This window comes from Vibrio sp. SCSIO 43133, from assembly GCF_023716845.1.
Taxonomy (GTDB): Bacteria; Pseudomonadota; Gammaproteobacteria; order Enterobacterales; family Vibrionaceae; genus Vibrio; species Vibrio mediterranei.
In genome coordinates this window covers 241,189-260,868 of sequence record NZ_CP068025.1, presented here as the reverse complement: position 1 = coordinate 260,868, position 19,680 = coordinate 241,189, and the positions used below count along the sequence as shown (strand labels likewise).

The following is a 19,680-nucleotide window of genomic DNA, read 5'->3' as shown; positions in this document are numbered from 1 at the left end:
TGAAGAATTTTATAAGGTGAGCAAATAGCCGATTTTTAAACAAATTACAGATTGCTTTTCTAGCCAGTTCCTGCACCATAGAGGCTAAACTAATGTGCTACTAGTAAGAAATGTCATGAGATCTCTGCCATGGAATGCTTGGTTACTTGCCACAGTCCAACCTTTTGTCCTCTCTGTAGGCGCTTTAAACGTATTTTTGGGAGGCATTGTCGGTACCAGTCTTCATAGTGACCCGACCCTCGCTACTTTTCCGGTCACTGCTTTGATTTTAGGCGTATCACTTAATATCTTTCCCGCTGCTCGTATCCAGAGAAAAATTGGTCGAAAACACGCTTTCGTCATCGCTGCGCTAGTAAGCAGCGTCGCAGCCTTCTTTGCAGCTTGGAACATCGATAATAGCAGTTTCTGGGGATTCTCTCTGAGCACTTTTATTCTTGGCACTCAATTAGCCTACGTCGGTCAATATCGATTCGCAGCAATAGAGAGTTGTGCAAACCCTTCCCAGCACGCCAGTGTTATCAGTTTGGTTTTGGTCGGTGGCATTGCAGCAGCATGGGTTGGTCCTGAACTGCTCAATTTGGGCCAGTTTATCCCAATGTTTGAGTCTGATTACGCTCGGGCATATGCTGCGCTAGGGACTTTAGAGATCGTTGGTGCTCTCATTCTGGCTATCGCAATGAAACCGCTAGAGATTCACGATAGCAGTAAAGATGTTGGTGAAGCGCGCACCCTTTCACTTCTATTTAAACAACCCCTACTTTGGCTCGCTATCGGTGCTGGGCTTACCGCTTATGCAGTTATGGCTTTCTTAATGACTGCGACACCACTTGCGATGTCAGGTCATGGACATGATATCCAAAGCGCAAAATGGGTCATTCAGAGTCATGTCATGGCAATGTACTTACCGTCATTAATCACTCCGCTGATCATTAAGCGCATCGGTCTCTACAAGTTGATATCCTTAGGTTGCATTATATTCCTTGCTTGTATTGTCATCGCTCTACTAGGACATTCCGTACACCATTATTGGTGGGCATTAGTAGCACTTGGTGTGGGTTGGAACTTCTTATTTATCGGAGGGACAACATTATTACCTCAAACATACAAGCCTAGTGAGCGATTCAAAGTGCAAGCTGTAAACGATTTCTCTATCACTGGATTTCAAGCGGCGGGTTCATTAGGAGCGGGAATCGTCCTCTATACTCAAGGCTGGGCGTGGATGTTGATTGCCTCACTATTTCCTATCGCGCTGTTGTTTGTCCTCAATTTAGTCGTTAAGAAATAGCTCAAGTAACCATGTTTTGACACAAAACCATATAAGGCCGTCAATGACGGCCTTATTCGTACTTAACAATAGGTACCAAGTTGGCAATGAGAGTAGCTAGCGTGCATGTCATTGACTTTAACAAGACGTTGATTTACATCGCCCTGCCCCGCCAATTGAATCTGGTACCAACGGTTATATCGCTTTTCGTCGGAAGTAATACTATCGGCAACGTACTTAAGAACCTGATCATACGTAGCGACATTTTTTTCTGAAAAGCGATAACTATCAATAACGTCCTGTCGCTTTTCATCCAGCTGTTTAGCTAACGCAACACGGTCTTTTTTCATTTCAGTATCTTTTTCAGTAACTAAAATGGCTAGATAGTAGTAGGTTAATGCCGCATTTAACTGGCTCTTGTTAGCCGTTAAAGTATCCAAATGATATTTCACGTCATTTTCATCGGGGGATTGCTTATCAAAAGAGGCGACAAAGTCTTCGCTGTCCAACGCATCCCTTGAAAAAGACCAATCATAAGCCACCAGCAACCCCAAAATCACGGGTAGTATCCACTTTTTCATCTAGAGCACTCTTTCTACTTGTCCAGACCGATACTCGAAGCTCTCCTCAGCCTCGACCCAACACTCCACCATCTCACCTTCTAACTCAAGGCTTTCGCAGTCCTCTAACACGCCAAACTGGCCACTGGTAAGCATCACGACAATATCCATATGCATTTCCTTATGCAGTATCTAGATATGTTCAAAATTAGTCGCTATACCCCAACTCTTCAAGGAAACAAGACTAAAGTCTTATCGACTAATGGGCTCAACGCTATCATCCTCCCAAACGAAATGCATTACTTATACTAATCCATAAATCATTGAAAATTTATTTTTTAATTGAGAGTGGAATAATTATTTAAAGCTAAATTGCATTTGAGATCTCAATCACGGATATACTTGGAATTCAAATATAATATAAGCATCAATATGGAATTGGATAGATAAAATGAAACCAACAATGAAATTTAAACTAAAAGTTACGGAGTGCATCAAGCTGTTATTGCTTGCACTTCGTTCTTTTTGTTTGTTTTTCATACCACAATCTATTGATTCCGTAGATAAACTGACGAACGCATCTCAATCAGAACTCGCAACAGACGAGCTCAATCTTGCAGAGCAATACTCTAATTTATGGACTAAGAGCGCCGAACTCATTCCTCCATTTAGAGCGATTTCTCTTCCAATGGCAACGACTCGATTCAACCATGAATACAAGTACGCGGTGCAACACGCTCGCTTACTACGTCTTGTATTGAGCTTTATTGCCATTGTAGGATTTACAGAGATTTTAAAAGCATGTCAGTACTCTGTACTTGAGAAAGCCTACGCTTTTCTTACATTAGTTGATAGAAACATCAAAAAACACACAACTAGCGTTATCGCAGTTGTGTGTTTTTTTTTACAATAAAAAGAGGATTACATTATGTTCATCGTGTGCGTTGCCGCTTGCCCTACTGGCGTAGCTCATACCTATATGGCCGCTGAAGCGCTTGAAGTTAAAGCCAAGGAATTGGGACTCGAAGTAAAAGTCGAGACTCAAGGTAGTATGGGAGCTGAAAACGAAATTACTCCTGAAGATATTGCGCGAGCTGACGCTGCTATTATCGCAGCTGATGTGGCAATAAATGGTGTTGAGCGTTTCGCTTCACTTCCTAAAATTGAATGCAAAGTAGCAGATCCAATTAAGCACGGCTCTGCTTTGTTTGAGGCGCTAACAGCGGAGGTGTAATTATGAGCCAGTTCAATGCAGGACAAAAATCAGTAGGTACTGAAATTAAGAATGCCATCATGACCGGTGTGTCATATATGCTCCCTTTCATCATTGCCGGCGCGGTACTGATGGGAATTGCTCGTATCGGTGCCTCGTTTTATGGTGTCGATAACATTTGGGATGGCAGTCACGCCGAGTCGGTACATCAACTAGTCAGACTGTTCCACGATTTTGACGGCTTCGGTGGTATGGCATTATCGCTAATGTTACCTGTTGTTGCGGGATACATCGCGTTTGCTATCGCTAACAAGCCGGCGATAGCCCCAGGCATGATTGGTGGTTTGCTTGCCGGTAAAATCGGTACTGGTTTCCTGGGGGCGCTTGCAGCAGGCCTTCTCGCAGGTTATATCGTCAAGTATCTAGCAACCAAAATTAAGCTACCAAAGTCACTAGCCTCCGCCGGACCAATCTTTATTATTCCTGTTGGCGGTACTCTGCTCGTTTGCGCACTAATGTCTTACGTAATCGGCGACCCAATGGCGGCATTGAATAGAGGTCTAGAAACATGGCTACTCTCTATGTCTGACGGCAACAAAATCGTTCTTGCGGCGGTAGTCGGTGGCATGGTTGGCTTTGACCTTGGCGGTCCGATCAATAAAGCGGCAGTAACTACTGCTATGGCTCTATTAGCGTCTGGCATTTATGATCCAAATACAGCAGCCCAAGTCGCTATTATTATTCCGCCAATTGGCATTGGTGTTGCGACGTTAATCTGGAAATCTCGCTTTCCCGCATCACTTCAAGAAGCAGGCAAAGCCTCAACACTGATGGGGCTAATCGGTGTGTCAGAGGGCGCTATTCCCTTTGCACTGGCTAATCCAAAGATCATCGCAGTAAACGTTTTGGGCTCTGCCGTTGGTGCCGCTATGGCTGTAGGCTTAGGAGCCGTAAACAAAGCGCCAATCTCAGGATTCTACGGCTGGCTTGCTGTTGAAAGCTGGTTTGTTTACGTCTTAGCAATTGCAACGGGCTCTGCCATCATTGCTGTAGGTTCCCTGTTAGTTTTCAACGGAGAACAAACGACAAAGCAGGACAAAACGGAAAACGCACCTAAGTTTACCGTTTCCCGTTAAACAAATTCTTCTTAGTTCAGGGCTAGTCACCTAGCCCTGACATATACCTTCATTATAAAACTATTAGAGCCCATGCTCTGGGGTTAATCACGCCTTATGAAAACTATTCACTTAATTCAGCATACCCACTGGGATCGCGAATGGTATTTTACTGAGAACGATTCAAAAGCATTACTTTATTATTTCATGGACGATTTAATGTCCAATTTGGAACAAGATAATAATATCGGATCTTTTGTATTAGATGCTCAAACCGTTGTATTAGACGACTATTTACAAGTTGCACCAGAACACAAAGAACGATTAGAATTTCTTATCAAAAACCAGAGAATATTGATTGGCCCCTGGTATACTCAAACGGACTTTCTCACCGTCAGTGCTGAGTCAATTACTCGTAACCTACTGCTTGGGATGAGCGACTGTGAGAAATATGGTCAAGCGATGAAAACCGGCTATGTTCCTGATTCCTTTGGGCAAACAGAACAACTACCAATGCTGTTAAATCAATTCAATATTGATAGAGCAGTTTTATGGCGTGGTTGGTCTGAACGACTCGTCGCCAATACAGAATTTCAATGGCAGAGCCAAGACGGGAGTAAGATAACAACAGCAGTCTTTCCATGGGGTTATGGGTGTTCAAAATGGTTACCTACTGACCCTATGAGTTTTACCGAAACTATTACTTCCAATGCACGAAAGCAATGCCAGTTTGCAGCGAGTGAGCACGTCATGCTTCCGAATGGCAATGACCAATCACCTTTTGAGTTTCAGGTAGTTAGCCTTCTTGATCATGCCAACCAAACTCAAGATGAATTTCACTTTGTGAACAGTTCTTTCGATGACTATTTCGATGCACTTGCTACATCGGCTCCCACTCTAAATTGCTTCAAAGGTGAAATGCTCGATCCTAAGTATATGAGAATTCATCGTGGCATTTTCTCGACACGAATGGATATTAAGCTCGCGAACGAAAAGTTAGAGACCCTAGTCAGTCGTTATTTGGAGCCTTTGCTGGCATTAAACTACACCAATGGACTGCCTTACCCACAAAATGCCGTTAATCAGATCTGGCGTGAAGCCATGAAAAGTCATGCACACGATAGTATCGGTGGTTGCAACTCAGACCGTGTAAATGCAATGGTTCTTAATCGTCTTTTGTCAGGCATCGAAACCGCTGAGCAATTGTTAGATCTCAACTTCAGAAAGTTAACGCAAGGTATTCAAGCCTCTGTCGATGGCACAAAAATCGTAGTCTTCAATAGTATTCCGAAAAAACGTGACAGTTTAGTTGAAGTTACCATCTACACCCCGTCTGACCAATTTAACATCGTCGATCAGCAAGGTAACGAACTGCAATATCAAATCATTGACGAATCACAACAAGATATGTCGACGATCATTCAGGAACTCTCGAATAACACAACAACAACTTGGTATAGAAAGATCTCCATGATGGTGAGTGTTAAAGATATCCCTGCATGTGGTTATACAACGATTTACCTTCAAGAAGATAAGCTAAGTGCAACTAACTCTGACACAATCCGCCGCAAAGAATCAGTAATCAGTAACCAATGGTTCACGCTTGAATACCAAACTAACGGTACACTGCATCTTGTCGACCATAGGAATGGCGCTCAATACCCGAACCTGTTCGAAATCTGTGATGGTTCTGACGAAGGTGACAACTACAATTTTTCTCCACTCCTCAATGATTGGATAATTAGCAGTAAGAGCGCCGAACACACCGTGTTTGTAGAAACAGGCGTATTAACGTCAACCATGACATTAAGTTTCTCCATGGTGCTTCCTAAAAACCTTGATGAGAGAAAGCAACACGTCGCTTCAACTCGACTTCCTATTTCTCTCAAAATCACTCTACGTAATGACTGTCCTGCCATTGATGTAGACGTTGACTTAGATAACTGCGTTTTGGACCACCGTTTACAAATCAACTTCCCTACAGGCATAGAGTGCTCACAACATGTGGCAGACCAACCATTTGGCTTGGTCACTCGAGAGAACGTACCGGGTGAGCTTGATATCTGGCAACAAGAATCGTGGACCGAAGCACCTGTTGCTAACTATCCGATGCAATCAATGGTGCTACATCGTAATGCGTCGCGAGGGTTAGGTGTTGTCACGAAAGGCTTACGCGAGTACGAGTTTCATCAAGACACACCTAACTCTATTGCTATTACCCTACTACGTAGCGTTGGGTGGCTTGGACAAGCAAATCTCACTTATCGACCAGGTCGTGCCTCTGGTATGGTCCTTCCTGCTCCTGACTCTCAAATTCAAGGCCGTCATCAGTTCTCTCTTTCTCTGGTTCCTTTCTGTAGTGAAAAGGAAACTGAGTACTGGCAAACCGTTGAGTGTATCAATACACCCGTCATCAGCCATGTCGGCACTGACTGGGCAAGATTCAGACTCAACCCTACAACGCTTGTCGTCCCAGAATCACAAAGCCTGGTCGAATGGAACAATTCTCTGCACTTCAGCACATTAAAGAAATCTGAGCACTCCGAACAGATTATTTTACGTGCTTTCAACCCTACTTTATCTTCGTGCGAATTTGGCGATATTCAAACTCTTTACTCATACCAAAATGTTCAACTAGACGAACGTAGCCCAGTAGAACAAACGGCAGACATACCACCGTGCCGACCAGTAACAATAAGCCTTGCAACCAAAGCACTATGAGAAACGACAATGACTAATCTTAATTTTATCTGCCCACTACCAAATGGTTTACATGCGCGACCTGCCAAAGAAATTGAGCTACGAGCAAATCGATTCAACTGTGACATTCTCTTAGTCAACAGCTCAAAAGATAAAACTGCTAATGCGAAAAGTGTCTTGTCTATGATTAGTGCCGATATCTTGGAAGGCGATCATTGCCAGTTTATTTTCACTGGCTCAGACGCCAACGAGGCACTTATGTTTTTTCAAGCATTTGTTGATACTGAACTCAGCCATATCGACAATGCGATAGACACACAGAATGTCCAATTAAGCGAACAACCACTTCCTGTGGGTTTAATGCGTGCAGCACCTCGTTATGTACGAGGTACCGTTGCTTCAGTCGGTTTAGGTGAGGCTAGTGCTACTCTCTGGCAACAAACTGACCTTAGAAAAATGGCCGCTGCATTACCAAGCCAGACGTCATCTTGTATCGAGAGTGAATTACAGAGTGCTTTGAAAGCGTTACAACTAAACCTTCTGAAGAAGCAAGCTAGCTCTGAAGGCGAATGTAAAGAGATACTCGAAGCACATTTGAAAATTGCCCAAGATGAAGAGCTAGGTCGTGCTCTAATGATGCAAAATAATGCGTTAAACACTCTTGATGCGATCGCAAATGCATGCGACAAGTTATGTGCGCCACTAGAAAATAGCGCTAGTGACTATTTGAAAGAACGAGCGCTCGATATCAAAGATATCGCTCTTCAACTTGCTAATATCGTTCGCGATGAAGATCTGAGTCAAATGCCGACGATCACAGCACCAACTATTTTGGTCTCAGACACGCTACTCACCCCAAGTCAGCTTCTTGCTCTTCCAAAAGCACTAATTCAAGGTATTGTGATGGGTGAAGGAGGCAGCACTTCTCACACTATAATCTTGGCACGCTCTTTTAATATTCCTGTTTTGGTCGGAATAGAAAACCTCACTCAGCAGATTATCCAAGGCCAACGGCTCGTTGTTGATGCCATTAATGGCGCATTGATTTTAGAGAGTAACGTGGCTTGTGATGCGTTCTATCAACTAGAGCGCAAAAAACTCAACGCACTTTCGGCTCAAACCGCAGAGTTTAAGGATCTTAAAGTAACGACACTCGATAAAGAAAAGGTTAACGTTCTCGCCAATATCGTCTCAAGCGAAGAAGCTGAGGGTATCTATTCGTCTGGTGCAGATGGTATTGGGCTATATCGAACTGAGATGCTGTTCTGCGAGCGTACCACTCCACCTTCAGAGGAGGAGCAATTCCAACATTATTCAAATGTTGTGAAACATAGCCAAGGTAACAAGGTGGTTATTAGAACTCTAGATATAGGCGGTGACAAACCTTGTGCTTATATGGGTTTTCCAGCAGAAGACAACCCTTTCTTAGGTTATCGTGCTGTCAGAATGTACCCTCAATATGACGCCATTATACGCTCTCAGCTTCGTGCATTACTTAGAGCCAGTTGTTTTGGTGAAGTGTCTATCATGGTGCCTATGATTTCTAACCTTAACGAAATCATTTGGTGCAGAGAACTCATTGACGAACTGGCTATCGAACTTGCCAATGAAGGGCATGAGTTAGGCAATATCCGTCTTGGTGCAATGGCTGAGGTTCCATCCATTGCTTACATCTTCGACCAAGCATCTGAGTTCATCGATTTCATTTCTATTGGTAGTAACGACCTAGCACAATACTTCTTTGCGTGTGACCGAGGAAACAAAACCATCGCTGACCTATACGACCACTTCAACCCAGCCTTTATCGCATTTCTAAAGCAGCTGATTGGTTCGGCAAAAGTGGCCAAGTTAGAGGTTAGTCTGTGTGGCGAGTTCGCTGCTGACCCTATCGCGCAACCCTTGTTATTGGGTTGTGGGCTCACACAGTTTTCTATGGCAGCCTCGAAAATTGCCACAAGCAAACGTGCCTTAACTCGACTTAACGTAAACGAGTGTGAAGCTTTAGTTAATGAAGTACTTACCTTAACGAATAGCGAGCAAGTGAAAGCGCGTGTCGCAGCGTTTTACAACAGCAGTGACGGCAAAGAAACACTCGATGAAGCGCTCGTATTTACTCAACAATCTATTAGATCGAAAGAAGAAGCCATAAAGCTACTTTGCGATAACTTAGAGATTAACGAACGCACAGGTTGTGCAAATGAGGTTGAAAAAGCGATTTGGGACAGAGAAGCCGTGTTTTCAACCGCACTAGGATTTTCAGTAGCGATTCCTCATTGTAAATCTTCCAGTGTCTCTCATAACAGCGTCTCCGTTCTCACCTTAGACAACCCTATCTCTTGGGGCGAGGATGTCGATGTTGATATTATTATCATGCTTACTGTCACTGAAGAGGGTAAGGATTCACATATGAAGATTTTCTCTAAAATCGCACGCAAACTCATGCATGAAGACTTCCGTACCTCTTTGCAGCAAGCTCATGAACGGAAGCAAGTCATCGACATTTTGAATAACGCAATCAACGCCTAAAGCTTGTTCTTATCTGATTGCTGATAAGCAATTAACCATCAGTATTCATCGGAGGAGGTCCACAGAAATGTGGGCCTATGTTTCAGTGGCTTCCAAATCATCTCAATCTTTAATTTTGTTATCTGCTGTGTTTTTCAGTTGGGGTCTACTAACTTCTGCAAACAGTATATTAGTCCCCTATTTTCAATCGACATTTTCACTAAGCTACGAACAATCGATGCTTGTTCAACTGGCCTTTTATTTTGCTCCGTTTGCCATAAGCATTCCTACTTCTGCTTTAATGGCCCGTAAAGGGTATAAATTAAGCCTGACGGTAGCGCTTATGCTCACATTTTTGGGCTCGCTCTGTTTGTGTATCAGTCTTTATGCTGAAAGTTTTGTCTTCGCGTTAAGTGCCGTTTTTATAACCGCTATGGGAGTAGCTGCTTTGCAGGTTGTTGCTAACCCGTACATCATCAGAACCAGTAACGACCAGAACGAAACTAAGAGGTTAACGATCGCTTCAACGTTCAATTCGTTAGGTACAACTATCGGTCCTATTGTTCTTGGAGTCGCTATGATTTCCATCGGACTATCCAACATTTACTTAGTTTTATCCGCATTGCTTGTTTTGCTTGCCTGTACTTTGTACTCCTCATCGATAACCGATTATCGAAGCACAGAGAGCGTGAAAATTCTAAGTCATCTGGCTACCTTACGTCACCAGCCTCAGTTTATTTTTGGTGCTGCAACTATCTTTGTTTACGTAGGGGTCGAGGTGTCGATTGGTACCGTCACGATAAGTTACCTTTCTGATCCCAACATTGGAGGATTCAGTGCTCCAGTTGCCGCTACATTAATGAGCTTATACTGGGCTGGCTCCCTGCTTGGTCGTTTTGGATACAGCATTTTTGCCCAACGTCTTTCTGCGATGAACACGTTGTTCTCTGGTGCGTGTATTGCGATGATATTACTTTCAGTTGCTATCTTATCGCCGTCGCTTTTTGGCGGAGTCGCTCTAATACTGATTGGTCTGTGCAATTCATTTATGTATCCAATCATATTTTCTCGAGCGGTTTCAGGACTCGGTGATGCAAGTGGTGCAGCATCAGCGATTCTCATCATGTGCGGTATTGGTGGCGGAATTATCCCTATGATGCAAGCAACGCTAATTACAAGGTTTGATGTCCCTACTAGTTACCTCATTCCTGTCCTCTGTTATGCCTTCATTGCTTCGTTCGCCTTCATCGCCAAAAAGCGAGGACTGTCCATCGTGACCGCATAGCAACGTATCTTATCTCACTTGAACTGGTATCCGCTTTCTTCCCCACGGCTTGTCGCATTTCGCGAAACGTCCTGCAATTTGGTGGCCACAGTGGTGGCAAACGCCAGAGCTAGTTAGTGCGCAATCGCCGAGTTGGTGCCAGTTACGTGAGAGCACTTTATTATGACAGCTTGGGCAATAGGTACTGCTGCAAGCTTCATCGTGTACATTGCCCACATAGACATAGTGAAGACCGTTGTTAAGCGCTATGTTTCGCGCTCTGACTAAACTGTCCGCTGGTGTTCTCGTTTTATCGAGCATTTTGAAGTCTGGATGAAATGCGGTGAAATGGAGTGGCACTTCAGGTCCCAAATTGTCCATGACCCACTGGGTCATGGCATCGATTTCAGCCGAGCTGTCGTTTTCGTCGGGGATAAGCAGAGTGGTAATTTCAAACCAAACATCGGTTTCATGTTTAAGATACTTCAGTGTCTCTAGCACCGGAGCAAGTTGCCCACTGCACACTTTATGATAGAAACGCTCAGTAAAAGCTTTGAGATCAATGTTGGCAGCGTCCATCACTGAGTAGAAGGTTTCTCGTGGCTTCTCACACATGTAGCCTGCCGAAACTGCAACGGTATTTACTCCTGCCTCCTTACATGCAAGCGCCGTATCGACAGCATATTCAAGAAAAATCACTGGATCGTTGTAGGTAAAAGCGATGCTGTCACTTTGGTGTTTCGTCGCTGTTAAGGCTATTTGTTCAGGACTTGCCTGACTACCTAACGTGTCAATTTGACGAGACTTACTGATATTCCAGTTCTGGCAAAACTTGCACCCTAAATTACACCCAGCAGTCCCAAAAGAGAGTACTGAACTACCCGGATAAAAATGGTTGAGAGGCTTTTTCTCTATAGGGTCAATGCAAAAACCACTCGAACGCCCATAGGTGGTTAACACTATCTCACCATCAATGGCTTGACGAACAAAACATGCGCCACGCTTGCCTTCTCTGAGAGTGCAAAAACGAGGGCAAACCGTGCACGTGACCCTTCCATCGTCCTGCAAATGCCAAAATTGTGTACGGTGATTGGCGTTAACTGGTTCCATCTCACACCTTCATTCAGTACAAAAACTATACTAATGAGTATATACATTTGATGTTATTTGAGTGGAAAAATGACGATTAGACCTCCTGCTGTCGCGGGCCGTTTTTATAACAAGGATACCGAGCAACTCACTAGACAGGTAAACCAGTTATTGACTGGCCCTAACGTCAGAGACGCAGAGACATGTAACGTTCAGAATGATCTGCGAGGACTTATTGTTCCACACGCAGGCTATGTATTTTCAGGAGAAACAGCAGGATTAGCGTACCATCAGTTGCAATCTGTCGCACAGCAGTTTTCACGAGTGATTTTAGTTGGTCCTAGTCATCGAGTCGCGTTTCACGGATGTGCATTACCTTCTGTGGGTGCCTTTGAAACACCTCTTGGCCGCGTGAGCATTGACCGAGATTGTGTCGAGTTACTTGCCGACAATTCCATGGTATCGATTAACGATCAAGCACATGCTCAAGAACATAGCTTGGAAGTACAACTTCCCTTTCTTCAAACGGTATTGGATGACTTTCAACTGCTGCCCATCGTCACAGGACAAGTTAGTGCCTTAGAGATTGCCAAACTTATTGAGCCAATATGGGACAGCAAGACCTTATTGGTGATCAGCACTGATCTTAGTCACTTTCATCGCTATTCTGAGTGCCAACTCCTTGACCGGCAGACCTGCAACAAAATTGAGTCAGGCATGACGACGATTACCCCACACGAAGCGTGCGGTTCAACCGGTGTTAATGCCGTAATCCATCTTATTTCAACCAAACAATATCAGTTACAGCGTCTCACTTTGATTAATTCCGGAGACACTGAATATGGTGATAAACAAAGGGTCGTTGGTTATGTCAGTTACACAATCTGCCGCTAATCCATCGAAAAGTACGCTAACCCATAGCGAGCTTTCTATGTTGCTCGACGTGGTTGAACACACCATTCATTGCTATTTGAATGAACTACCGCTACCGAAAGTACTGGTACAAGATTACCCAGAAAGTTTGGCTTTACCCGGGGCTTGCTTTGTCACGCTAACCGTAAACAATCAGCTGCAAGGCTGCATTGGCACAACAGTGGCACAGATTCCCTTAGTACTAGAAGTAGAGAGAAAAGCTTGGGCAGCGGCTTGCCAAGATAGACGATTTACCCCTCTTCAAAAACATCAAGCCGAAGCGCTTAACATTGAGGTTTCCGTACTGACACAACCCGAACTCCTGCACGTTGATTCGGAACAAGACTTACTACAGCACCTTTCCTTGCACCAGTGCGGCGTGACGTTAAAGGACGGAAAAAAAGGCGCGTTATTCTTACCCCAAGTTTGGGAACAACTCCCTAATCCGGCTCAATTCTTAGGACACCTAAAACAAAAAGCCGGGTGGTCTCTAGATTTTTGGAGTGATTCGATACAAGTCGCCACTTTCGAAGTGCAAGCATTAAGCCGCCCATTCCGCAGGCTATAGATATTCTAACGCTTTGATTAATAACCAGTGAGCTCCATATATCCTCTACCTTGATGAGAGCCTTCAACGATAATTGGGCCTTCCCAATATGGGACGGAAAGTGGCATTTTGGCGTTAGGATTAAGTGCTGAAAGCTTTACGTCAATACCCTGCGACACGACTATTAGTTTCCATTGCGTCGGGTATGATTGGCCTTCGATTACGGTTTGTTGAACGGCTGACAGTTCTAGATCGTTTTGAGTCAAAGTAATGCCTCGACCATCTTTATACATTAATCGCCCATAGGAATAAGTCGCTTGTCCGGTCGCAGCATCACGCAATTGAAAGACCACCAAACTCGTTGCTTCGTCTAACCGTATTGCGAACCAATCCCATCCTTGTTGAGAATCGAGCAAAAATTGAGAGCTCCACTCTCGGTCTATCCAGCCTTGTCCAGATACGTGATGGCTTTCTCCATTAATCGATACAGTACCATGAACGTCGATAAAGGGCTGGCTGTAATAGTACGATGCAACCTTTCCGTCAGCGCTTTTCTCGCTATAACCCTCATCACCTTGTTTTTGATAGGGAGCGGTTCGAGTCAATGACAATTGATAGCCAAATTGGTTTGATGCGACATCAAGGGTCGCAGGGAAAAGATCGTTGGTTGTGGAAGTCCATTGCCAATCATCAATAAAGACTCGAAACGGTTCGCTTGATACGTCCGCTATTTCTGGGTGCTGGCGAGACCACTTCTCATCTGCAAGGTGAATATCAGGGGTAGTAATCGCACTGTGCGCCATAAAGATCTGCTGACTCTGCCATCCATTTTCATTCGCTGGTGCCTCAGAACTCACCGCCAAGCGAAACTGTGTCCATTGAATACCATATTCTCGGCCTTCGGCATCCTGTAAGTTTGCCGTGAGATACCACCATTCTTGACGAAAGTCGTTGTGGGCTTGATGATCTTCTGGAAAAGAAAGGTTGCGACCACCTTTGACCTCTTCAAATTGACCATCATCGGAGCCTAACATTTGGCCAAAACTTGGAGCGTCAGGTTCACCGCAGCCAATAAGGATTAGAGCCGATAATGCCGCCATCATCTGTTTGAACATTACAGTACCTCGCTTTGCAAACTTGCGACCACAGGACGAGTCACCAAACGCCACAAAGGAATAATGGTCGCGACGATGGTCACGGCGACGGTTATGGTCGCAAGGCGAACCACATCCATCCAACTCCAAACAAAGTTCAAACTCCAACCAAATGCTCTCAATGTCACAATATCAGTCAGCACATAACCGACTAATGCGCCCAGTGGCAAGGCAACCAATAATGTGAACAGCACTAAAGTGACCATTTGTCCTACCACCATAACAAACAATTGCGATTTGTTGACGCCCAGTGCATAAAGCCGAGCGATAGCTGCTTTGCGAGCTTCCAGTAGCATAAAACAGGAAGTAAATAAGCCAATAACAGCGACGAGTAACGTCACACCATTGAGAGCGCTGGTAATAGCAAAGGTTTGAGCAAATATATTGAGCGCAATCGCCTTAATTTCTGCCTGATCAAACAATTGACTGGAGTGTAAATTCAGTTTGGCTTTTAATGCCTGCTGCATAGCTTCGCGGTTACCGCTCACCTTCACACCTAAACTGCTTGGCACCATCGAGAACCCTTGTGATTGCCATAACTCAGGCGAGATAAGCACTTCGCCATCGGGCGAACCATAATCATAAAAAATGGCACCGACTGTCAGTGTCATACCAGACATAAAGTCTCTAGGCAGCTCACTTCCCAGCACTAACCCCAGTTTCACTGCCATCGGCTCACTGATAGCCACGACATCCCCAGCATAGAAACGGGACCAAAAATCATTAACTTTTGATTGAAACACCATGGTTTGTTCTAAGGTTATACGGTCTTTGGTACCTAATCGCGTAGGCAGTCCACTGACGTTAGATTGTACATAATATTGCTTATAGACCTCTTCCACGCCGTCGAAATGAGCTAACGTCTGCTCGACTTTAGTCATGTCACTTTGTGCAGGACTGACATAAATATCCGCATGCAGGCGCTGCTCTAGCCAATGTTTCAATGTCGACTCGAAACTGCCCACCAAGGTGTTCATTCCTATGTTAGCGGTAATAGCCAACAACAGCGCCATCATAGCCAAAGACAAAGGTGCAATCAGTTCCCGCAATTCCGCAAACAGGTACTGGACCAACCCAGTAGAGGTTTTACGTTCTGCTATTCGAGCCAGCAGGCCAAGAGACTTGGGCAGCAACATTGGAATCGCAACAATAAACACACCCAGCCAGAACATCGTTAAGCGAAAATAACTACTCAACCAAAGGCCAATGAGTGCCACCACCACAAGTATCAGCCCAACGATCATCAAGCGGTTTTCATTGCTCTGTTCAGGAGATTGATAGAATCCGCCGTGGGAGGATAAGGGTTGTTGTACCCTCTGTTTAAAATGATGCCAACAAGCGAACAATGCCGCTACTAACGTAAGTAGCAGTGCCTGAGCCCACCATTGCCATTGCCATGTTCCCGGCAATAACGTTGCGCCGTAAAGCTGCTCTAAGGTGAGTGCTACCGTGGGATGTAACCAATGACTTAATTGGATACCAAAGATAAACCCAAGACTGGTGCCTACAGTGACCAAAAGCACCAGTTCTAAAATCAGCGCCAAGAAAACCGTGTTAGGTGTGAGTCCCGCTTGCTGCATTTGCACTAACAGCCGATTGCGTTTCAGTAAGCTGTATTTCACACCGTTGTAGGCAATGAATAACCCAACCAGAAATGCCAACATACTCATTGCAGTGAGGTTGAGGTGAAAGCTCTCCGTCAGTGAACCAAGGTCTGAGCTTTTTGTATTGGCAACCCATTGTGCTTCGCCTGATATCAACGCTTGCCACTTAGTATCGTCCGCCACCTTGTTATCGTCAGCCACCTTGTTATCCAGTATGGCAATGTAGCTAAGCTGCCCCTGTTTGTTCAGCAAACGTTGGGCAAGGCTGATATCCACCAGCAAGCGACTTCCCAACTGCCATTCGTCGGGTACTACAACAAACTGGATAGCAACGTCGTCCAAAACAGCAGTCTTAGTGCCGCCCATCCTTTGATACTGAGTTTCGCTTACAATGACAAAAGGTTCGCCATTCATCAAATTCGCCAGAGGCAATGCTGAATTAGATAAAGACACATCATCACTCTCTGACTGTATTCGAGAGCGTGAAGTGACGGCCGCTACAATGTCACTTCCTTGGATAGAATAACGTCGCCCAGTATCATCTCTCACTCGACCCTCAAGTATTGGCAACGATTGACTCAACCCAGATTGACGTAATGAAAAGTACACGGATTCAGCAAGATAGCGCTGTCCAGGCATTGGAATGACTAGATAACTCGCCTTGACGCTAAGCGATTCTGCCGATTCCGCGTAACTGCGTTTGGCGTTTAAATTGATCGCTTGCACGGCCACAAATAACGTCACTGCCAAGATAATGCCAATAAGAATAGCGAGTGCCTGTAAAGGCGCTTGACGATAGTGGGCAGCAGAAATGGACAGAGCGACTCGTAGATGGATTCCTTTACGGTTTTTCATAAAGCAATCCGTTTTCTAGACGGCAACGTCGCTGCATAAACGCCGCACATTCTTCGCTATGAGTGACAAGCAAAACAGATGTATTTCCTTCGCGGGTAATATCTTCTAACAGTCGCATCACTTCCAAGCCCGCTTTCTGGTCAAGGTTTCCGGTGGGTTCATCTGCCAAAAGCAATGCGGGTTGATGCGCCAACGCTCTTGCAATCGCCACTCGTTGTTGCTGACCACCTGATAACGCAGAAACATGGCGTTCAAGCAGTGGTTGAATATCCAATTTAGCGACTAAATAGTCGCACCAAGCGTTCCACTTCCGTTTGTTTAAACTTAAAGGAAACTCAATATTCTGTCGGACATTTAACGGCGTTAGCAGGTTAAATTGCTGAAAGACTACGCCAAGCTTGTGGTGACGAAAATAGCCCCATTGCTTATCGTTCCACGTTTGCGCCAATTCACCAGCCAACTCTAAGGTCCCACTGGTCATTGGCTCGAAACCACCCAAGATATTCAATAGCGTGCTCTTGCCACTACCACTTGCGCCAGTGAGTGCCATGCTCTCTCCTTCCGCCAGCGACAAGTTCACTCTGTCCAATACGTGATGAGATTCTTTGCCGTCAATAAACGTTTTGACCGCATCTTTAAGTACAACTACCGGCCTTGGTAAAACCATCGCTCTTGGCACTATCGAGCTTTCCATCCAGATTCCTTATTTGGGTTTGGATACTTTATACGTACTCGTTAAGGTAACGGATGCTTACCTTGTTGAGCGAGCTAATTATCGAAATTATAACGGATATTTCTTGTGCATTGCGCCCACTCATTAGCTAAGTCATTGTGTTTTCGTTAATCCGCTGCGTCATTTCACATATTCCTGAAAGAAAACGTTCTTTGAACTATAAATTAAACTATATTGATACAAAATGTATCAATATGGACAGTTAAAATGCATTCAGTAAAAGGAATTAGAACAACCATTGGCGAGTCGCCTATTTGGAAACCCGACACCAATAGTCTCGTCTGGGTCGAAGCTGCAGGTAGTGAGATTTTTGAGTATTCGATTCACAGCCAGAGTACCCAAGTCTTTCACGTACCTTTTGATATCACGGCGATTGCACGATGTGAGGGCAATGGTTGGATATGTGCTAGCAAACAGGGACTGTTTTATTGTACTTCGAGTTTTGACGATTTTGCTCCTATCGCTGATCCTTGCTTTGGTTCAACTAAGCTTCATTTAAATGATGCGGTTACGGCGCCGAATGGTCATTTATGGTTTGGTTCGATGAACCACAAGCAACTTGAAGCTCCTGATGGCAAGCTTTACCGACTAACGGCGAACACCGCGCTTGAAATGGATTCTGGATTCAGCGTCGCCAACGGCATAGCGTTTAACCCAGCACTCAAACGCGCCTACTGTTCAAATATGTTCCAAAGAAAAGTATATGAATATCAACTCGATGATTCGATGACCCAAATAATTGAAAAGGCGGTGTTTGTTGAACTCGATGAGTGCAAGGGCTATCCTGATGGGCTGTCCGTTGATCGCCACGGAAACCTGTATATCTGTCACTGGGACTGCGGCATCATTTCCTATTACACTCCATCACAGAACAAAATAGGTCATGCCACACAACTTGGTGAAATCAATCTTGCAGTTAAGCACGCTACGCGCTGTACTTTTGGCGGCGAAGATTTCAATACCTTATTCGTCACAACAGCAGATTATGAGCTTACCACTCAAGAGTCGGTGTTATATCCCAGTTCAGGAGAACTTTTTATTCTCGATGCGCCAACTCAAGGACGAGAAGAGTATCGGGTCAATACCGACATTTTGCCCCACTCAAATCAAGTCAATGTCTCTTTAACCAGTTGAAACTCGTAAAATACTTTGGGAATATAAAGCCTTGCTGCCCAAATGACTGCGTTAACGCAGTGAGATTGGATATTATTTTAGGGTGAGCTTTTAAAAGGAATCTATGGTGTCGGAAAAAGTAAATTCAGTCGATCGTCTTATCAACGTTATTGAACAGATTGGCGAAGCAAAGAGTCCTATCTCAGCTTCTGATATTATCTTCGAGTCAGGGATTCCCAAACCTACTTGCCACCGGTTGTTGCAGCAACTCGATGACGCAAACTACATCCAGTCTGATGAACGCGGCCATTTCTATCCAGGCTCACAAATGCTATCTATCGCGTTGGATGTAAGATGGACCAATCAGCATAAACTGCAACGACAAGCTATTCTACACGGCCTTTCTCGTAAGCTAGAGGAAACCTGCGGTTTGGCCTTGGCGAATGATGACCCTAGCCCGCATATGGTCTACTACGACCGAATTCAAACCAATTGGCCGCTGCAAATTGTCATTCCGGTTGGTTTTCCCACTCCACTTTGGGCATCCGCCAGCGGCAAGCTTTATTTAAGTACTTTGACGCCACCTCAATTACGTCGAGTATTGAGTAAAATTGAACTGAGCCAGTGTGCGAAAAACACCATTATCGACAAGCAGAGCCTAAAAAAGGAGCTAAGCGTTATTCAACGCAGAGGGTACAGCGTGGATGATGAAGAGTTCATTGATGGTATGGTGGCGATCGCACTTCCCCTTTATGACCAATTTGGCAGCTTTATGGCAGCCTTATTTTGTCATTGTCCAAAGAGCCGTAAAACCGTTGCCGATCTCGAAAATTACCTCCCTATTCTTCGTGTCGCCCAACAGAGCCTAGAAGCCGTATATCAGGAAATGAAAGAGCTGGCGGAAAGTAAATAGCAAGGTGTGACTCATCTTTACCTAATCATACAGTCACATAGCTAAAGCTTCCTTAAACTGGGGGCATAGTAATTACCAAACTTAGCTCTTTTTCACTAAGTTCGTTAGCTGTTCACGTTCGCTATCTCGCCATTTCAAG

Annotated in this window: 17 protein-coding genes; 11 read left to right on the top strand and 6 right to left on the bottom strand. The window is 44.6% G+C overall.

Annotation, left to right across the window (positions count from 1 at the left end; genetic code table 11):
- The first annotated feature begins 115 nt into the window (after positions 1 to 115).
- Positions 116 to 1,285 (top strand): MFS transporter, encoded by a 1,170-nt coding sequence (locus JKJ11_RS17945; RefSeq protein ID WP_252039671.1) that lies wholly within the window; start codon positions 116 to 118, stop codon positions 1,283 to 1,285.
- Positions 1,286 to 1,347: 62 nt separating this feature from the next.
- On the opposite strand, the gene JKJ11_RS17940 is transcribed toward JKJ11_RS17945, so the two are convergent.
- Complete coding sequence (locus JKJ11_RS17940) at positions 1,348 to 1,845, bottom strand: hypothetical protein (protein WP_252039670.1); 498 nt, start codon at positions 1,843 to 1,845, stop codon at positions 1,348 to 1,350.
- On the bottom strand, positions 1,846 to 1,995 hold the full coding sequence (locus JKJ11_RS17935) for a hypothetical protein (RefSeq protein WP_006070452.1): 150 nt from the start codon (positions 1,993 to 1,995) through the stop codon (positions 1,846 to 1,848).
- Between the two features lie 292 nt (positions 1,996 to 2,287).
- Here JKJ11_RS17935 and JKJ11_RS17930 point away from each other — a divergent pair, with 292 nt between their 5' ends.
- From JKJ11_RS17930 to JKJ11_RS17905, 6 genes are all read left to right on the top strand, one after another.
- Positions 2,288 to 2,737, top strand: a complete 450-nt coding sequence (locus JKJ11_RS17930; RefSeq protein ID WP_124941959.1) for a hypothetical protein — start codon at positions 2,288 to 2,290, stop codon at positions 2,735 to 2,737.
- 15 nt (positions 2,738 to 2,752) lie between these two features.
- Positions 2,753 to 3,058, top strand: a complete 306-nt coding sequence (locus tag JKJ11_RS17925; protein WP_353505907.1) for a PTS fructose transporter subunit IIB — start codon at positions 2,753 to 2,755, stop codon at positions 3,056 to 3,058.
- 2 nt (positions 3,059 to 3,060) lie between these two features.
- Positions 3,061 to 4,173, top strand: coding sequence for a PTS fructose transporter subunit IIC (locus JKJ11_RS17920; protein ID WP_006070455.1), 1,113 nt, complete (start codon positions 3,061 to 3,063; stop codon positions 4,171 to 4,173).
- 96 nt (positions 4,174 to 4,269) lie between these two features.
- Complete coding sequence (locus JKJ11_RS17915; RefSeq protein WP_252039669.1) at positions 4,270 to 6,873, top strand: glycoside hydrolase family 38 N-terminal domain-containing protein; 2,604 nt, start codon at positions 4,270 to 4,272, stop codon at positions 6,871 to 6,873.
- 9 nt (positions 6,874 to 6,882) lie between these two features.
- Positions 6,883 to 9,378, top strand: coding sequence for a phosphoenolpyruvate--protein phosphotransferase (gene ptsP, locus JKJ11_RS17910; RefSeq protein ID WP_252039668.1), 2,496 nt, complete (start codon positions 6,883 to 6,885; stop codon positions 9,376 to 9,378).
- A 67-nt stretch (positions 9,379 to 9,445) separates the two neighbouring features.
- The gene (locus JKJ11_RS17905) at positions 9,446 to 10,642 is read left to right on the top strand and encodes an MFS transporter (protein ID WP_252039667.1); all 1,197 of its coding nucleotides are present in this window, start codon (positions 9,446 to 9,448) and stop codon (positions 10,640 to 10,642) included.
- 9 nt (positions 10,643 to 10,651) lie between these two features.
- Here the strand turns inward: JKJ11_RS17905 and amrS are convergent, their stop codons facing one another.
- The gene (gene amrS / locus JKJ11_RS17900) at positions 10,652 to 11,731 is read right to left on the bottom strand and encodes an AmmeMemoRadiSam system radical SAM enzyme (RefSeq protein WP_252039666.1); all 1,080 of its coding nucleotides are present in this window, start codon (positions 11,729 to 11,731) and stop codon (positions 10,652 to 10,654) included.
- A gap of 69 nt (positions 11,732 to 11,800) precedes the next feature.
- Between amrS and amrB the strand changes: the two genes are divergently transcribed.
- Together amrB and amrA are read left to right on the top strand one after the other, a co-directional pair.
- Complete coding sequence (gene amrB / locus JKJ11_RS17895; protein WP_252039665.1) at positions 11,801 to 12,604, top strand: AmmeMemoRadiSam system protein B; 804 nt, start codon at positions 11,801 to 11,803, stop codon at positions 12,602 to 12,604.
- The gene (gene amrA / locus JKJ11_RS17890; RefSeq protein WP_038226637.1) at positions 12,579 to 13,190 is read left to right on the top strand and encodes an AmmeMemoRadiSam system protein A; all 612 of its coding nucleotides are present in this window, start codon (positions 12,579 to 12,581) and stop codon (positions 13,188 to 13,190) included. Before amrB ends, amrA begins: the two co-directional genes overlap by 26 nt.
- Before the next feature lie 17 nt (positions 13,191 to 13,207).
- Here the strand turns inward: amrA and JKJ11_RS17885 are convergent, their stop codons facing one another.
- Genes JKJ11_RS17885 through JKJ11_RS17875 form a run of 3 tightly spaced genes read right to left on the bottom strand, consistent with a single transcriptional unit; the run spans position 13,208 to position 17,476 of the window.
- The gene (locus JKJ11_RS17885; RefSeq protein ID WP_252039664.1) at positions 13,208 to 14,284 is read right to left on the bottom strand and encodes a lipocalin-like domain-containing protein; all 1,077 of its coding nucleotides are present in this window, start codon (positions 14,282 to 14,284) and stop codon (positions 13,208 to 13,210) included.
- The gene (locus JKJ11_RS17880; protein WP_252039663.1) at positions 14,284 to 16,782 is read right to left on the bottom strand and encodes an ABC transporter permease; all 2,499 of its coding nucleotides are present in this window, start codon (positions 16,780 to 16,782) and stop codon (positions 14,284 to 14,286) included. Before JKJ11_RS17880 ends, JKJ11_RS17885 begins: the two co-directional genes overlap by 1 nt.
- On the bottom strand, positions 16,769 to 17,476 hold the full coding sequence (locus tag JKJ11_RS17875; protein WP_252039662.1) for an ABC transporter ATP-binding protein: 708 nt from the start codon (positions 17,474 to 17,476) through the stop codon (positions 16,769 to 16,771). Before JKJ11_RS17875 ends, JKJ11_RS17880 begins: the two co-directional genes overlap by 14 nt.
- Before the next feature lie 246 nt (positions 17,477 to 17,722).
- Here JKJ11_RS17875 and JKJ11_RS17870 point away from each other — a divergent pair, with 246 nt between their 5' ends.
- Entirely contained in the window at positions 17,723 to 18,649 is a 927-nt protein-coding gene (locus tag JKJ11_RS17870) for an SMP-30/gluconolactonase/LRE family protein (RefSeq protein WP_252039661.1), read from the top strand.
- Positions 18,650 to 18,752: 103 nt separating this feature from the next.
- Positions 18,753 to 19,541 (top strand): IclR family transcriptional regulator, encoded by a 789-nt coding sequence (locus tag JKJ11_RS17865; protein ID WP_252039660.1) that lies wholly within the window; start codon positions 18,753 to 18,755, stop codon positions 19,539 to 19,541.
- Positions 19,542 to 19,680 lie beyond the last annotated feature (139 nt).

Coding starts and splice junctions, on each gene's coding strand:
- JKJ11_RS17930 (WP_124941959.1), top strand. CDS start 2,288: ATGAAATTTAAACTAAAAGTTACGGAGTGCATCAAGCTGTTATTGCTT.
- JKJ11_RS17870 (WP_252039661.1), top strand. CDS start 17,723: ATGCATTCAGTAAAAGGAATTAGAACAACCATTGGCGAGTCGCCTATT.
- JKJ11_RS17940 (WP_252039670.1), bottom strand. CDS start 1,845: ATGAAAAAGTGGATACTACCCGTGATTTTGGGGTTGCTGGTGGCTTAT.
- JKJ11_RS17865 (WP_252039660.1), top strand. CDS start 18,753: ATGGTGTCGGAAAAAGTAAATTCAGTCGATCGTCTTATCAACGTTATT.
- JKJ11_RS17875 (WP_252039662.1), bottom strand. CDS start 17,476: ATGGAAAGCTCGATAGTGCCAAGAGCGATGGTTTTACCAAGGCCGGTA.
- amrB (WP_252039665.1), top strand. CDS start 11,801: ATGACGATTAGACCTCCTGCTGTCGCGGGCCGTTTTTATAACAAGGAT.
- amrS (WP_252039666.1), bottom strand. CDS start 11,731: ATGGAACCAGTTAACGCCAATCACCGTACACAATTTTGGCATTTGCAG.
- amrA (WP_038226637.1), top strand. CDS start 12,579: ATGTCAGTTACACAATCTGCCGCTAATCCATCGAAAAGTACGCTAACC.
- JKJ11_RS17945 (WP_252039671.1), top strand. CDS start 116: ATGAGATCTCTGCCATGGAATGCTTGGTTACTTGCCACAGTCCAACCT.
- JKJ11_RS17905 (WP_252039667.1), top strand. CDS start 9,446: ATGTGGGCCTATGTTTCAGTGGCTTCCAAATCATCTCAATCTTTAATT.
- JKJ11_RS17920 (WP_006070455.1), top strand. CDS start 3,061: ATGAGCCAGTTCAATGCAGGACAAAAATCAGTAGGTACTGAAATTAAG.
- JKJ11_RS17935 (WP_006070452.1), bottom strand. CDS start 1,995: ATGGATATTGTCGTGATGCTTACCAGTGGCCAGTTTGGCGTGTTAGAG.
- JKJ11_RS17885 (WP_252039664.1), bottom strand. CDS start 14,284: ATGTTCAAACAGATGATGGCGGCATTATCGGCTCTAATCCTTATTGGC.
- ptsP (WP_252039668.1), top strand. CDS start 6,883: ATGACTAATCTTAATTTTATCTGCCCACTACCAAATGGTTTACATGCG.
- JKJ11_RS17880 (WP_252039663.1), bottom strand. CDS start 16,782: ATGAAAAACCGTAAAGGAATCCATCTACGAGTCGCTCTGTCCATTTCT.
- JKJ11_RS17915 (WP_252039669.1), top strand. CDS start 4,270: ATGAAAACTATTCACTTAATTCAGCATACCCACTGGGATCGCGAATGG.
- JKJ11_RS17925 (WP_353505907.1), top strand. CDS start 2,753: ATGTTCATCGTGTGCGTTGCCGCTTGCCCTACTGGCGTAGCTCATACC.